Here is a 14789-nt window from a genome sequence, read left to right as displayed (position 1 = left end):
AACTTTGGTTATCATAGCATTTTTGAGCGGGGATTGGAAGAGAAAAAATAAAATATTATTGTTTATGATAATATTTTATTGAAAATGACCATGGGATTGATGCAAGATGCGTGATAGAAGACCGGAACAATGGACAACATTAAAGGGAACGCAAGGCCTGTTTCTCTAAAATCAGATTGACATCCATGACGCTCAGATGCTGGTAGAGGGCTTTAATAAGGATGGCGTCCCGGGAGGTTTTGGGATAGAGGCTGCCATTACCCGATAGCTTTAAGAGGCGCTGGGTTTCATCCAGGGAAAAACCACCAGCCAGACTGATGGCAATAACCTTATCCCGGCCTGGGTTGCGCCGGCCATCGGCAATCTGATAAATATAGGTCCGATGGATTTGAGCAGACTGGGCAATTTCGGCCAACTCGATACCGTGGTGGTTTTGGCAGGCTGCCAGATAATTACAGAAGGTCAGTCCTTCGGCGTCGTCCATTTGGATACCCAGGCTGATGGCGGTTTCCATGGAACAATTCTCCAGAATTTTAAGTAGTTCATCGGTGGGTTTATTCTGCATTTTTTCCTCCTCGTGTCTGTCTGATTTTATGATATACTTATTTCAGAAAAACAACAAGTGGGATGGAGAAAATGTTATGGAAAATCCAGGGGCCTTTATTCTCGATCAATATGAGGAACTGACGGATTTGGCCACCGATGGACATGTGGTCAAATTGGTGCGTCAGAAAATATCCGGGCAGCTGTATGTCAAAAAAAGCCTTAAACGATACGATGCCGAAACCTATGGGGCTCTGGCCAAAGCGGCACTACCGGGGATCCCTAAAATTCACTACCAATGTGAAGATGAGGGCAGGCTCATCGTCATTGAGGATTACATCCACGGGCGGACCCTGGAGGATGATCTCCAACTGGGACCAATTCCAGGGGTGAGGGTGCGGGAGATTGCCCTGTCTCTGTGCCAGATTTTAGAAGGTCTCCACAGCTTGACGCCACCCATCGTCCACCGGGATCTCAAGCCCTCCAACGTAATGATAACCGAAAGCGGAACGGTCAAGCTCATCGATTTTAATGCAGCCCGCCAGGTTAAACCCGCTCAGGTTGAAGATACCCACAAGTTGGGAACCCCAGGCTATGCGGCACCAGAACAGTTTGGCTTTTCCCAAAGCGATGCCCGCAGCGACGTTTATGCCATGGGCATCCTCCTCAATGTACTCCTTACTGGAAAGCATCCCCAGGAGGCCTTGGCACCTCGCCCCTTTGGAGCCATCATCACCCGGTGTACCCAGCTGGCACCGGAGCAACGCTATCAAAGTGTGACGGCTCTAAAGATGGTTGTTAAAGCCCTTCCCCTCCGAAGGCCAAAAGTGTCCGGTGCTGGCCGGACCCACCAAGCCCCTGAAAATCCATCATCGATCCGGGAATCCTGGGCTCTGCCCGGATTTCGCAGCCACATTCTTTGGAAGAGTATCCTTGCTGTATTGGGCTACCTTTTTATTGGATATTGTGTGTTGACACCTGGCGGGAAGGATTACGGTACGCCCTTTCTTAATTTCTCCAACCAGCTTTATATGGGTCTGGCTCTGTTGAGCGTGGTGTTTTTTACCTGTAATTATCGGGGCCTTCGGGATTGCTTCCCCTTTATGAAAAGTGATAATATGGTCTTGCGGGTGATTTTTGGTCTTTTGTGGTGTTTTCTTCTCATCTGCATATTTGCTGTCATTAATATCTGCATCCAACAAATAGCCAGTCATTAGGCGAGAAAGATAGTTCAGTCAGAGCTTATGTCTCTGGCTGTTTTTTTGTATGCCCGCCGCATACCATCAGAGGGTATTTGAGGCATATACTAGGGGTAAATCAACGGAAAGGTTAAGGTACAGATGAAAACAACAAAGTTAGTAATTGGGATCGTGGCCATCGTATTATCGGTGGTTATCTTATTCCAGAGCTGCGCCGCCGGTGCAGCCAATGCGATGAGTGGCAATGGAGAGGTTGGGGGAAGTGCGGGATTCATCCTGGCCCTGTGCCTGATGATCGGCGGTATTGTCGGCATCGCCACGCGAAACAGCATGGGTCGGGGTGGGCAGATCACTGCCGGGAGTTTCTTTGTCCTGGGCGCTGGAATCGGGGCCCTTATGGCAGGCAGCTATAGTGATCTCTACATTTGGGCGGGGATTAGCGTTCTCTTTGGGGCGGTGTACCTGGTTAGTGTCATCCTGGACCGGCAGTAAGGAGGGCTTTATGGACAATCAAACGAAGAAATGCCGTTACTGCCACAGTGAGATGGACGGTAATGCCCGGGTCTGCCCTGTATGCCATCGCGAACAACAAGGTGGCGCAAAAAAGATGATTCTATTGGTGGCTCTGGGTTTGGCGGTACTGCTGGTCTTAGGAAGCTGCATGATGAACAGTGGTAAAAAAAATGATACTACCAGCAAACCGGCAGCTACCAGTTCCGCTCATACATCGTCGGAAAAAATCTATGGCCTGGGTGAAAGCTGGACGGTGGACGGCCAGTGGACCCTACGCATGGATGGGGCCACTGCCACCGACGAGCGGAACCCATACTCTGATAAGACACCGGCCCAGGTCGTCATCCTGAGCTACACCTACGAAAATCTGGGGTACACCAATGAGATCCAGGACCTGATGATTTCAGATTTAGCGCTCCAGGTCCTGGATGACGGGAAGGCAGTAGGAAATTCCTATCCCGGAAGTATTACCACTTACGCCCAGCCAGTGCCTGTAGGCGCAGCCTGTAACGGTGCCCAACTTTGTGTGGGGCTGGACAACCCGAGCTCGGCTATTACGGTCCATGCCGAAATGTATGACAGCAATGGGAAAAAACAGAGGGCCATCTTTAATATACCGGTGGAATAAGGATAAAGATAAAAAGACCCCTCAATGGAGGACCAGCCCTCCATTGAGGGGTCTTTTTATTTCCGTTTCAAGAGGATACAGGCAATACCCAGGGTAATAAACTCGGCAATGGGGAAAACAGTCCAAATGAGTTGAACTGCTTGGGGATTTGCAATGACAATGTGTGTGAAAATCCAAGCCAGGGGAATGACAAAGAGGAATTGGCGGCAAACCGAAATGATAAGGGAGTCCAGCCCACTATCAAGGGCTTGAAAAACGCCCTGGAAGGCGATATTAGGCCCGGCAAAGAGGAAGCTGATGGAGACGATGTGAATGGCCTGGATACAAAGATCCTGGGTTTCTCCAGATAAACCGAATACCTGGGACAAAGGGACGGCGCTAATTTCAAGAATCGTGAGCCCCAAAACCATAATAGCCAGGGTATAAAGCATCCCGTATTTAATACCCTCCCGTACCCGGGTGGTATTATGCATCCCATGGCTGAAGGAAATAATGGGAGTTATGGCATCCCGAAGACCAAAGGCAGCAAAGAGGATGAATTGCTGGATTTTATAATAGAGACCATAGGCGGTGACAACGGATTCACTAATTCCCACAAAAATAATATTGAGGGCGTAGGTCATAACCGACATGAGGGCCTGGGAGATAATGGCTGGCAGACCGATAGCGTAAATTTGTCTGAGAATATGCCAATCCGGACGGAGGTCCTGGAGATTGTTTTTTAATTCTTTGTTGTGTTTCAAGTGAAAAAGCAGGGCCAGCAGGAAAGAGGCGATTTGGCCAATAACCGTCGCCCAGGCGGCACCGATGATTCCTGTAGCGGGGATGCCAAATAGCCCGTAGATCATAATGGGATCAAGGATAATATTGACCACGGCACCCGTAATTTGGGCGATGGTGGAATAGGTAGAGCGCCCCGTGGCTTGTAGTAATTTTTCAAAAATTCCGAAAAAGACGATGCCAAAGGAAACCACACAGCAAATTTGCAGGTAGGATACCGCCATTTCAGAAATCTGGGGATTGGCCGTTTGAGTAGCAATATAAGTTGGGACCCCGAAGTGGCCAAAGAGCATGCACAGGCCGGTGATAATCAGCCCTAGAAAAATGGCATTCCCTGTGATACGACTGGCTTTTTTAAGATTTCCAGCTCCCAGACTGCGGGCTAACAGGGCGTTGGTCCCTACCCCGGTGCCAATGGCCACCGCGACCATAAGCATCTGTACCGGAAAGGCCAAAGTAAGGGCATTGAGCCCTGCCTCACCCCCTGAAGCCATGTTGGAAACAAAGGCACTATCCACAATGTTGTACAGGGCCTGAAAAGCCATGGACAGAATCATGGGAATGCCCATAGCCAGCATAAGTTGGGGGACCGGCATGGTGCGCATGCGATCCATTGCGTTTTGGGGTTTCATAATATCCTCCTAAATTCTTTTTAAGTATAACCCGTTGTGAAGTAAACTCGTTCCGCTTCGCTAACGTGCAATACGTTTCGGTATAAATCACCTTTGCTGATTTCTCCAGTCCAAGTTGGAACTTGGACTTCAGGCGGTGCTCCTTTTCGTCGCACCTTGCAGCTGCGCCGTGTAAAAATACAATCATCAAAGTCTTTATGAAAGCAAGCTTTCAACAGACTCTGCTGTTTGTATTTTTATACTTCTGTTAGCTAACGCGCAAAAAAAGCGCAAGTCCATTCCTGGACTTACGCTTTCGCAACTCGGTGATACTATTTTATCAAATTATTTTTAGACATGTCAAGTCAAATTATTTAGACATGCTCTTAGCGGCTAACTCTGCAGCGATATAGCTATAGAATAACACAAGAATCGCTCCCTTCCCCCAAAGGCTTTCCTTCGGCTGATACAAATTTATTATACAGCCTTATGAAAAAGAAGTCAAGTGCTATTTTGAAAATATTACATTGGTTGCAAATTTACAATTTTGATGCAAATTAATGATGATGTCCTTAATACTCTTCAAACCACTTCCGAATGACTCCAGGATCTGTACTTTGGGTGAGGGCCAGCATTAAAAGGACCCGAGCCTTCTGGGGATTGAGGTCGTTGCCGGGAATGGTGTGGGTGCGGTCGTCATCAAACTCACCACCGGGGATGACGGCACCAGAGCCCACCCGGGAGGAGCGCACCACGGGGATATTCACCCCGGCCGCAACCTTTCGGGTCAAACCTTCCCCCAGGCTGCCGTTACCCATACCGGCGATGACAATACCCTGGGAGGAAGTCTGAGCACAGTTCCAGAGGGTATCCCCCAGTCCTGCGGCTTCGTAGAGGATGGACACGGTGGGCAGGCTGGTGAGCCCCTCGACATCAAAACGGCTGAGGAGGGTATGGCGCTTGAGGGAGGCACAGTTGAACTGAATCCGTCCCCCCACAAAAATCCCGAGTTCCCCACCTTCGAAAGCTTCGATGTGGTGGGTAGAGGCCTTAGTGACATTCCGGGCACCGTGGATGGTGTCGTTCAGGACGATGAGCACACCCTTTCCAGCGGCCTGGGGATCAGCAGCCACCTGGACGGCCTGGTAGAGATTCATGGGACCGTCAGCGGAGAGCGCCGTGGCGGGGCGCATGGCTCCGGTAATGACCACTGGTTTGTTGCTCTTTACGGTGAGGTTTAGAAAATAGGCGGTTTCCTCCAGAGTATCGGTACCGTGGGTGATGACGATGCCGTCAACATCCGGTTTAGCCAGCAGGGCATTAATTCGGTGAACCAAAACAAGCCAGCGGGCGGGGTCCATGGACTGGCTGGGGATTTGCAGGATCTGCTCCATATGGATACAGGCCAGTTCCCGAAGCTCAGGAATGGCATCTACCAGGGCCTCCACCCCTAAATCGGCAGCGGTGTAGCCGCTGGTCTGGGTAGCGGATGGTGCCGTTCCGGCGATGGTACCGCCAGTGGCTAAAATTGTGATGCGTTTTTTTGTCATTGATGCCTCCATTATCAAATATCGGGATTAACCCCGTGGCTATAACGCCGATGCAGCTTCCTTTGCCTGATGTTCTGCCTGGGCCATTATTTCGGGAACATCCAATCCTTCAATATCCAACCCCTCTGCCGCAATGCACTGGAAACGGGGAATACCGTAGATTTGACTAAGGGCTTCCAAATAGCGGGCCCCCTGCTCCAGAAAAGCCAGATCCCCAGTGGTGATGCCGCCCCGGGTGGTAATCAAGGTGAGATCCTTTGCCGCGCAGAGCCCGATGCTGCCGGTTTCAGTGTAGTTAAAGGCAATCCCAGCTACAGAAACCTGTTCCAGATAAGCCTTCACCACGGCGGGAAAGCTGAGATCCCAAAAGGGGGCTGCGATGACAATATGCTCAGCCTCGGCAAATTCCCAGGCAGGGGAAAAGACTGGGGCATCCAGCTTCCCTGCGGCCATCAGAGCTTCGCGTTTGGTGTAGTCCTTGGCGTTCAGGGGTGGGATGGGATGCTGGGCAATTTCCCGGGTTATTAAGGTATCCTCGGGATGGGTTTTGAAATACGTGTCTAAAAAGGTTGTGGCCAGTCGCTTTGTGCGGGAGGCATCGCCTCGGATGCAGGCATCGATGTAAAGCAGGGACATGATTTTCCTCCAAGTCAGAAATTTATTTAATTATAGCACATCAAAGGACCCTTTGATTAAATTCTCTTCGTTCTACATCAAGCATCCTTTGACAAAACGGTTTTTGCCGATGCGCTGCGCAGGGATAAGAACAGGAAGATCAGCCCGAGGAGCAGCAGGATATGGGCAATGCCGGCCAGGCCGGAAATAGCGGCGGAGGGGCCGGCGGCCAAGGTCATCCCCATGACTTGGGGAACGCCCCGGGCGATGAGCATGACGACGGCGAAGGGCAGGCCGATGTTGTAAAACAGCATAAATTTTTTAAAGTGCTTTTGGGATTCTACATCGGTGAGCAGGGCGAAGAGCCCCACAATGAGAAAGACCACCATCCCCAGGACAAAGAGATGAACGTGGACGAATCCGAGGGTGGTCCGGCCATCAAAGGCAAGGTACTTGGTGAATTCCCGGTAAAAGACACCGCCGGCAATGGCCAGCATGGCATACAGAAAGGCGAGGTTGATATACTTTTTCATTAGAGTTCTCCATTATATCGGGCTTCCCGACATTCCTTAATATAATTGATGATAAACAGCACACCGGCCGTGGCCAGAGAGGCCCCCAGACCCGTGTAAAAGACAGCAATGAAGACCTCAGGGACCCAGCCGGAATACCGCAGGCTCACCCCGAAGATAATCATAAAGGCCATAATGCAGAAGGCCTTGATATCAAAAAATTTCATAAAAAACTGCTGGTCCTCCTCGTACTGGGTGATACGGGCGGTATGCTTGCGCACCATCTTACCGAAGACCATGAACTGGAAGGCGGCGTAGACCAGAATGGACAGCAGGATATTGATGATGCTGACGTAAGGGTCATAGACCAACAGGCCGATGCGCAGGATATTAAAGCCGGCGAACCCCCAGACAATGCCGCCGAGGAGCAAAAGGGTGTGTTTGTGTACTTTGAAAGAATTGGTCATAAATACCTCCTAAGGGCTGCGCCGTCAGTGCAGGGATCGACGCAGCAATTCACACAGGAAGCGGCAGTCGCTCCCTGTGGTAAGGGCTGATAGGATGTGGTTAAAGGTAAAATCCACTAAATCATCCGGAGCAAACGCCGCGTTAAAGATACTAGGATCGATGGTCCTGTCATTTTTAAGGCTTTGGGATAAGTCCGCCTTCATCAGTTGGAAACAGACGGCCATGGCCTGACGGCCCTCGGTGCGCTGTTTGGGCAGGATGACCTGGGAATGCCCGGTATAAAAACCCGGATAGCGTTCACTGCTCTTTTTAATGATGGTGTACAGGCATTCGACGGCGGCGATAAAGCTGTTTTGCTGTTGGGTGCAGCTCAGCACGTCCTCTCCGATGTCCCCCCAAATGGATTCCACCGTGGCCATGAGTAAAGCCGTCTTGGAGGGAAAGTAGCGGTACACCGTTCCCACGGCGATGCCACATTCCGAAGCCACCCGGCGTATCTCGATGGCCGCCAGGCCATCGGCAGACGTAATCGCCTTACAAATGGTTAAAATTTTAGTATGGGTCTCCTTTGCCATTGGTCACCTCCCTTTGTGAACTGTGTTCATTTTAATATAAAAACCTTAAAAAGTCAAAGGAATGGGCTGAGCCCATCCCGAGAAATGCCATGAGGGCTTAGGGTATATAATATCGCATCGGGTTCAAGTAAGCTCATGGTTGTGATTTTTTCGAAAGTGTACCCCGACGCAAAAAAAGATAGAGGGCACAATGTAGCAGTACATTGGCCTTCTATCTGATGGAACAAAAAGGCCGCGGACAAAGCATTGCCCATGGCCCTTAAAGACGATAAAATTGCATGCGAAAAACAGGAGCATTTTGACACATCCGATTTTCCGATGAAATCCCGGGGGGATTATATTATGACGGGGAGCGGGCGGTCAATGCCTTAGCCTCTCCACCGCCCCCATTGGACAGTACTCGGCACAGCTGCCGCAGTGCAGGCACTGCCACAGGCAGAGGGCCAAGCCCTTAGGAAGTACGCACAATATTGTGGGGTGGTTACCGGTGGGTAACGGTTGGCGGCGTATGGGTAAGAAGCTGTTTATAAAGATTAAAGTCGGTATCGGTGAAGACATTGAAAATGACTTGTTGCAGGGTTTGATCTGTTTTTAAAAAGGTAGATACGCTTTCCAGGGCAATCCTAGCGGCCTGATCCTGTGGAAAATGAAAAACTCCCGTGGAAATACAACAAAAGGTCAGGGATTTTACCCCATGGGCTACCGCCAATTCCAGACAGGAGCGGTAGCACTGGGCCAGTAAGTCACAGTCTGAGCTTTGGAGTGGACCGGATACAATGGGCCCCACCGTATGGAGCACCTGTTGACAGGGCAGATTATACCCCGGAGTAATCTTGGCGGTTCCGGTCGACTCCGGGTGGCCCTGGGCTTCCATCAGTTCATGGCATCGGAGACGCAGCTGTACCCCGGAAAAGGTATGGATGATATTATCGATACAGGAGTGGCAGGGCTGGAAGCACCCCAACAAAGCACTGTTGGCCGCATTGACGATGGCATCGCATTTTAAGGTCGTGATATCCCCCTGCCAGAGAAAGATTCGGGGATTGACTTCGGAGGGTACCAGGGAAGCGGCATCGGTCGTACCTCGTTCCCGAACACGTTGGGAGAGATAGGCATCCTGGATCTTTAGGAAAGCTTCGTCAGTTGGCAGGGGCGGACGGAGATTAAAGAGGCTGCGCAGCAGCTGCTGTTGGCCGGATTCATCCCCTGGGATGGCAACACCCGCATATTGGGGCAGCTCTTTGAGCAAGGCCTGAATCAAATAAAGTCGTCGTTCATCCTGGGTCATGGGAGTACCTCCTGAATGTGTTTTAAAGTGATGCCGATATCACCAGCAATGCGGATGGACTGTCTCGCTATTTCGGCTGGGGCGTAGGCTTCTTGGGTATTGACACAGGCATAGGTAGCCCTGGGATTGGCCTGGGTCATTTTCCAAAAGGGGTATTTGATAATCCCCGGGGTATTCATCCCCACCCCCAGCTCTAAGTAGAGGACATGAAGTCCCTGGTGGTGGCGGAGGAAATCGGAGTAGCATCCGGCGGCCCGGTGCCAGCCTGCATCCTCCACGAAGGTATGATCCGCCCGGAGGTTCATGGTCATGGGCTTTCCGCACTTTGGGCAGTGGGGAATAAGGTCCGAGGGAACCGCCATTGCCGGCGTGACTCCCTCTGGCAAGGTCAGTAGGCTGTTTTCGTCAATTTTGTACCCCTGTGCCTCAACCATTTTGGAGATGGTATCGGCGTTCCCGTAGGTTTTCTGATGGCAGGGGGTACTGCATTGGAAGCGTCCGTAGTCCCCCTGGGTATAAAACAGGCGTTTTTTATCAAAGCCCGCCCTCTGGAACTGGTGGTCCACATTGGTGGTTAGGACAAAATAATCCTTCCCCTGGGCAATCCGTAATAAGTCCCGGTAAACGGGCTTTGGTGGATTTTGGTATCGGTTGATGTGGATATATCGGGACCAATAGGCAAAGTGCTCCTCCCGGGAATCGTAGGGATAAAAACCGCCACTGTACATATCCCGGAAACCATATTTTTCTGCAAAATCCGAGAAATACAGGGTAAATCGTTCCCCGCTATAATCAAAGCCCGCTGAAGCCGAAAGCCCTGCCCCACCCCCGATGACGATGGCATCGGCGCAGGTGATAGCCTCAGCTAGGTTGAAAATGCTGTTATCCTTCATGATAAACCACCTTCTTTTTTTCTCCATTGTACTCTTTTAATCGGGAATGTAAAGTACGTACAATAGGATTGCCGGATGACCAGGATGAAACGAAGGGACCCCGTAAAAACGACCCTGATGCTCATCAGCAATAAATGGAAGGTTCTGAGATTACGGGATTTAATGTCGGGGAAATGGGTTTTTAATATTGGAGATACCACAAATATAATTGGCATCAACGTTGTAAAATTTTGCAAGAATTAATACGTAGTCCAAGGGAATACGTGTTTTTCCCAATTCATAGTCCGAATAGGTTTTTTGTCCGACATGGAGAAGCGCAGCAATATCGCATTGGCGTAAATCATGGTCCTCCCGCAGTTCGCGAATTCGTTTTAAATAGTGCATATGCTATCCCCCCTTTCCTCTGTTAATCATAGCGTAGAGGAATATACTCTATTGATTTATAGAGTTATATACTCTATAATAAAAACAAGGAAGCTATGGAGATGCCACTACATTGCAGGTTGATTCACAAACTTTTCCCGCTGCGGCAGAAAGGATTCCTATGCCACAACTACTTTATTCAGAAATCAATTTATTTTGTATTATCCTGCTTGTTATCGTTCTTCAGCAGATGCAGCGGGTTTTTACAGAGGATTCGGTGTGGTCTATTTTCATTAAAACAGTGGTCATTGGTATTGTCACTATGGCCTTGGATTTATTGTGGGGGCTCATGGATTCTGGTTATATTCAGGTGTCTTATCAGATGAGTGCAGTCATTAAAGGTCTTTATTTTTCTGGGGCGGGTCTCATGGCCTTTCTCTGGTTCTTGTTTTCTGAATCCTCCCAGCAGAGTACATGGGTGAATAAACCAGAGAAGAAATGGCTATGTGCCATTCCCTGGTTTGTTTTTGTCCTTTTATCCCTTCTGTCCGTCCAGACCGGATGGCTTTTCTATATTGATGAGACTGGACGTTATCAGAAAGGAAATTTGCTCCTTCTCCAATTGATGCTGTCCTACGGCTATATCATTGTGACGTCCGTTCGTGCTTTTGGGAAATCTCTTCAGAAGGAAAAGTATGCCTTGCGTGCCCGTTACCGAGCTTTGGCTTCATTCGTCATTTTTCCACTTCTTGGGAGTGTCGCTCAAATTTTCAGTCCAAATACACCGCTGCTGTGTATGGGAATTACCTTGGCGGTCCTTCAGGTTTTCCTTGACTTCCAGGGACAGCTGGTTTCGACAGACAGCCTTACTAAGCTCAATAACCGAAATCAATTGTTCGAGCATTTGGCCCGGAAAATTCGTAGTTATGACCAGGAGCTGTACTTGTTTATAATGGATATTGATCGTTTTAAATCCATTAATGATCGTTATGGGCATATCCAGGGAGATGTTGCCTTGGTTCATGTCGCCCGGGTCCTTCAGGATGTTGGTAATCGGAATAACTGTTTCATTGCCCGATATGGGGGTGATGAATTTGTCATGGTGGGGGAGTTCCCTAATGAAGCCAAAGCTCAAGGGCTCTGTGATCAGATTGGTATGGCCCTGAAAGCTAAAGCGGAATGTCTGCCTTTCCCAATCTCGGTAAGCATCGGTTACGCCTGCTTTACCCCGAGGTATTCCTACATTCCGGACTTCATTGCCAAGGCGGACCGGGCCCTGTATGCTGCTAAGGCCCGCCGTCAGTAGATTCCAGGGCTTAAAGAAAAAGCATCGAAGACATAAGGCTTCGATGCTTTTTCTTTGGGTGAAAGATCATTCTATCGAATAAAATTGGTATGGATGCCGGGTTCCCGTTCGGGAAAGGTGATTCCGGCAGCAGCGCCAGCTGCGATGCATTTCAGCAGCCAAGCCATGTTATTGCCAAGGGTCCGCATGGTCTGCAGCCCCTCGGCATCCTGACAGACTTCCTCCGGGGTATTACCATGGACTTGGTTCCAGTATTGGGAGCCCACCACAGGCATGTTGCTGATGGTGAAATACTTGTTGATTTGGTCAAAGGCTGCGGAGGCACCCCCCCGGCGACAGCTGACCACGGCTGCAGCAGGTTTACCGCCCACCGGAGATTTACCCCCGTAGAAAGCCCGATCCATAAAGGAAGTCAGGGCACCGGATGCCGCGGCGTAGTGGACGGGGGAGCCGAAGATGAAGCCATCGGCAGTGGCTGCCTTTTCTGAGAAAATATTGGCGCAGTCCTCAATAAAACATCGGCCTGTTTTTTTGCAGGCCCCACAACCGATACAGCCAGAGATCGGCTGATTGCCCAGCCAAAAGATTTCGGTTTGGATTCTCTGGGATTCGAGGGTTGAGGCCACTTCTTTCAGGGCAGTGTGGGTACAGCCATTTTTATGGGGGCTTCCGTTGACTAATAATACTTTCATAATGGGTTGTTCACTCCTTTAATGTTTCTTTTATTTTATTATACGCCCTGTGTCAATGTGATAATGTCACCGATAAGTTTAAGATTGGGGCGTATAATGAAAGTAATAAAATATGGAGGTATGGATATGAGTGTAACGACATTAACCAATGATAATTTTGAACAGGAAGTGACCATGCATCAGGGAACTGTTTTAGTGGATTTCTGGGCAAGCTGGTGTGGACCGTGTAAGGCCCTTTCCCCTGTTGTGGATGAGATTGCCAGAGAAGAAAAGGAACTGAAGGTTGCTAAGGTAAATATTGATGAACAACCGGAGTTGGCCAGACGGTTCCAGGTCATGAGTATCCCCACCCTGGTTGTCTTTAAAAACGGCGTTTTAGTGAATCGTAGCGTTGGAGCCATCCCCAAGGATGCGGTGCTGGAATTGGCAAAATAAAATCATTAAAAATAACGAAAGCGTCGGAAGGTTATCTTAAAGCCCCGACGCTTTTGTGTTATGTTGGGTGTCTGTACCCCGCCGATAAATTCGATAAAACTCCCGGACCTGGGCATCCAATAGGGCCAGGGCCTCAGCCTCCTTTTCCGGGAAGCCATCGTAACGGCTAAGGAGTAGAAAAATGGGGGCGTAGAAATTCATGGCCATGACCTGGGGGTCTCCGGGGATGAAAGCGCCGCATTGGATCAGCTGAGCGAAAACGGTGGTTTGATATTCGAGGGCATCAGACATGAAGGTCTTTCGGTAAATGGCGCAGACTTCAGGGTTATAGAACTGCTCCATGGAAAGCATTCGCCGGTATTTTGCGGCAAAGTCATCCTTCCAGTAGAAGAGGAAAACCTGCCGGCTGAGGGCTACCAGGGTATCGGCATTAAGGGCGGCGTAGAAGGAAGTGGCATTGGTCTCATTGGCATCCGGGAGGGAGAGCCGGTGGGACATCTCGGCCATACGTTCTCCCATTTCGGTGACGATGGTATTAAAAATGGCCGCCTTCCCCTTGAAATGCTTGTAGAGGGAGGCATCCTTAATGCCCACCGCCGCGGCGATATCCTTGACGCTGACGCGGCTGTATCCCCCCACAGAAAAAAGATCCAGGGCGGCGATGACGATTTTATCCCGGGTTTTCACATTAGGCCTCCAGCAGTGCTTTCACCTGATTCTCCTCGGCGAAGAGAACACAGCCGCCATCGTGGTCCTGGGTGAGGGTTCCCTGGGATTGCAGTTGGGTGAAAAGCTTTGAATGCAGGGCTTCCAAGAGGGAAGCCTGTCTCAGATTGGTGTCCGAATAGGGGGAAAAGGGACAGGGCTCGGCATCGCCTTTGGGGTTGATGTGGAAGAAGCCCCGGCCAGCCGCAAGGCAGCCGCCGCTTCGGGCTTCGTCCCCAGGAAAGGCAATGAAGATGCAGTCATCGTAATGGTCCCGCAGTCCATGAAGGGCTGCCATCAGGCGGGTACGGTCTGCTGGGGTGGGGGCCAGACCACCAGTACCCTTGCAGATGGGGACATATTCCACAAAGAAAACAACCCGACAGCCCCGCTCTGTGAGGGTATCCAGGAAGTCCCGGGAGGTGACAACTGCCTGATTCTCCCGGGTGACGGTGACCGAGGTCCCGTAGAGGAGACCCTGCTGATGGAGGGTGGTCATGCTGTTCATCAGGCGCTGATACATCCCGGCACCCCGGCGGGTATCGGTGAGGGTGGCGTCCCCCTCCACGCTGAGGATGGGAATTAAGTTACGGTGCTTCTTCAGAAAATCCAGGGCCTTATCCGTTAAAAGAGTCCCGTTGGTAAAGATGGGGAACAGAATCTCCGGATGGGTGGCGGCTGCTTCCAGGACATCCGGGCGGAGGAAGGGCTCGCCCCCGGCCAGGAGGATGAAGCTGCACCCCAGGTCCCTGGCTTCCTCAAAAATGCGGTTCCAGAGGGGAGCATCCATCCCCTGTTCCTCCGACCCATCCACACAGGCCCCCTCGGCCCGGGCATAGCAGCCCGTACAATGCAGATTGCATCGGCTGGTAATACTGGCGATGAGAAAGGGCGGAACGTGGGTGCCCTGAATCTGGTAGGCCTCCCGCCGGGCCTCGGCAGCCCTCCGGCCCTTAGCAAATCGGGCCATGGCCAGACTGGTCTGGGGATTTTTTACCGTGGCCTTTACGATGTCCTGGGAGAGGTGTCGGATACCGTCTTCTAAGTACTGCTTTAGTGTGAGATCTTCCATTATATCCTCGATAATTCAATACAGTGAAATCCAAAAAGGGA

General features: G+C 50.5%; 19 protein-coding genes. 5 read left to right on the top strand and 14 right to left on the bottom strand.

What is annotated here, in order from left to right; all coding sequences use genetic code 11:
• Positions 1-139: 139 nt before the first annotated feature.
• Positions 140-565: a helix-turn-helix domain-containing protein gene (locus BLW33_RS07825; protein ID WP_090307279.1), complete on the bottom strand. Its 426-nt coding sequence runs from the start codon at positions 563-565 to the stop codon at positions 140-142.
• Positions 566-641: 76 nt separating this feature from the next.
• On the opposite strand from BLW33_RS07825, the gene BLW33_RS07820 reads away from it, so the two are divergent.
• The 3 genes from BLW33_RS07820 (at position 642) to BLW33_RS07810 (ending at position 2883) form a co-directional block, all read left to right on the top strand.
• Positions 642-1760: a serine/threonine protein kinase gene (locus BLW33_RS07820; RefSeq protein WP_176966663.1), complete on the top strand. Its 1119-nt coding sequence runs from the start codon at positions 642-644 to the stop codon at positions 1758-1760.
• A 123-nt stretch (positions 1761-1883) separates the two neighbouring features.
• Complete coding sequence (locus tag BLW33_RS07815; RefSeq protein WP_090307273.1) at positions 1884-2234, top strand: hypothetical protein; 351 nt, start codon at positions 1884-1886, stop codon at positions 2232-2234.
• Positions 2235-2244: 10 nt separating this feature from the next.
• A complete protein-coding gene (locus BLW33_RS07810; protein WP_242911628.1) occupies positions 2245-2883 on the top strand; it encodes a hypothetical protein in 639 nt (212 codons plus the stop codon).
• A gap of 56 nt (positions 2884-2939) precedes the next feature.
• On the opposite strand, the gene BLW33_RS07805 is transcribed toward BLW33_RS07810, so the two are convergent.
• The 10 genes from BLW33_RS07805 to BLW33_RS07765 form a co-directional block, all read right to left on the bottom strand.
• Positions 2940-4295 carry an MATE family efflux transporter gene (locus tag BLW33_RS07805; protein WP_242911627.1) on the bottom strand — a complete coding sequence of 452 codons (1356 nt, stop codon included), beginning with the start codon at positions 4293-4295 and terminating at the stop codon, positions 2940-2942.
• A 551-nt stretch (positions 4296-4846) separates the two neighbouring features.
• Positions 4847-5824, bottom strand: a complete 978-nt coding sequence (locus BLW33_RS07800) for an asparaginase (protein ID WP_207647811.1) — start codon at positions 5822-5824, stop codon at positions 4847-4849.
• A 39-nt stretch (positions 5825-5863) separates the two neighbouring features.
• The gene (locus tag BLW33_RS07795) at positions 5864-6460 is read right to left on the bottom strand and encodes an FMN-dependent NADH-azoreductase (RefSeq protein ID WP_090307267.1); all 597 of its coding nucleotides are present in this window, start codon (positions 6458-6460) and stop codon (positions 5864-5866) included.
• A gap of 77 nt (positions 6461-6537) precedes the next feature.
• The gene (locus BLW33_RS07790; RefSeq protein ID WP_090307265.1) at positions 6538-6972 is read right to left on the bottom strand and encodes a DUF2871 domain-containing protein; all 435 of its coding nucleotides are present in this window, start codon (positions 6970-6972) and stop codon (positions 6538-6540) included.
• Entirely contained in the window at positions 6972-7418 is a 447-nt protein-coding gene (locus BLW33_RS07785) for a hypothetical protein (RefSeq protein ID WP_090307262.1), read from the bottom strand. Before BLW33_RS07785 ends, BLW33_RS07790 begins: the two co-directional genes overlap by 1 nt.
• A 24-nt stretch (positions 7419-7442) precedes the next feature.
• A complete protein-coding gene (locus BLW33_RS07780; protein ID WP_090307259.1) occupies positions 7443-7994 on the bottom strand; it encodes a TetR/AcrR family transcriptional regulator in 552 nt (183 codons plus the stop codon).
• Positions 7995-8354: 360 nt separating this feature from the next.
• A complete protein-coding gene (locus BLW33_RS14575; protein WP_143032603.1) occupies positions 8355-8552 on the bottom strand; it encodes a 4Fe-4S binding protein in 198 nt (65 codons plus the stop codon).
• Complete coding sequence (locus BLW33_RS07775) at positions 8476-9282, bottom strand: protein-ADP-ribose hydrolase (RefSeq protein ID WP_090307257.1); 807 nt, start codon at positions 9280-9282, stop codon at positions 8476-8478. The genes BLW33_RS14575 and BLW33_RS07775 overlap by 77 nt, the downstream gene beginning before the upstream one ends.
• Positions 9279-10175, bottom strand: a complete 897-nt coding sequence (locus BLW33_RS07770) for an SIR2 family NAD-dependent protein deacylase (RefSeq protein WP_090307254.1) — start codon at positions 10173-10175, stop codon at positions 9279-9281. The genes BLW33_RS07775 and BLW33_RS07770 overlap by 4 nt, the downstream gene beginning before the upstream one ends.
• Before the next feature lie 159 nt (positions 10176-10334).
• Entirely contained in the window at positions 10335-10559 is a 225-nt protein-coding gene (locus tag BLW33_RS07765; protein WP_090307252.1) for a helix-turn-helix domain-containing protein, read from the bottom strand.
• 160 nt (positions 10560-10719) lie between these two features.
• On the opposite strand from BLW33_RS07765, the gene BLW33_RS07760 reads away from it, so the two are divergent.
• Positions 10720-11844 carry a GGDEF domain-containing protein gene (locus BLW33_RS07760; RefSeq protein WP_090307249.1) on the top strand — a complete coding sequence of 375 codons (1125 nt, stop codon included), beginning with the start codon at positions 10720-10722 and terminating at the stop codon, positions 11842-11844.
• 71 nt (positions 11845-11915) lie between these two features.
• On the opposite strand, the gene BLW33_RS07755 is transcribed toward BLW33_RS07760, so the two are convergent.
• Positions 11916-12536, bottom strand: coding sequence for a flavodoxin family protein (locus BLW33_RS07755; protein ID WP_090307246.1), 621 nt, complete (start codon positions 12534-12536; stop codon positions 11916-11918).
• 126 nt (positions 12537-12662) lie between these two features.
• On the opposite strand from BLW33_RS07755, the gene trxA reads away from it, so the two are divergent.
• Positions 12663-12971: a thioredoxin gene (trxA, locus tag BLW33_RS07750; protein ID WP_090307243.1), complete on the top strand. Its 309-nt coding sequence runs from the start codon at positions 12663-12665 to the stop codon at positions 12969-12971.
• 36 nt (positions 12972-13007) lie between these two features.
• Here trxA and BLW33_RS07745 read toward each other — a convergent pair whose 3' ends face one another.
• Positions 13008-13658: a TetR/AcrR family transcriptional regulator gene (locus BLW33_RS07745; protein WP_090307240.1), complete on the bottom strand. Its 651-nt coding sequence runs from the start codon at positions 13656-13658 to the stop codon at positions 13008-13010.
• A 1-nt stretch (position 13659) separates the two neighbouring features.
• Positions 13660-14748, bottom strand: a complete 1089-nt coding sequence (locus tag BLW33_RS07740; RefSeq protein ID WP_090307237.1) for a radical SAM/SPASM domain-containing protein — start codon at positions 14746-14748, stop codon at positions 13660-13662.
• Positions 14749-14789 lie beyond the last annotated feature (41 nt).

Source organism: Eubacterium aggregans, from assembly GCF_900107815.1.
In the GTDB taxonomy this organism is placed as follows: domain Bacteria; phylum Bacillota; class Clostridia; order Eubacteriales; family Eubacteriaceae; genus Eubacterium_O; species Eubacterium_O aggregans.
Note: the sequence above shows the minus strand (reverse complement) of the source record. Positions and strands in the feature narration are given on the sequence as shown.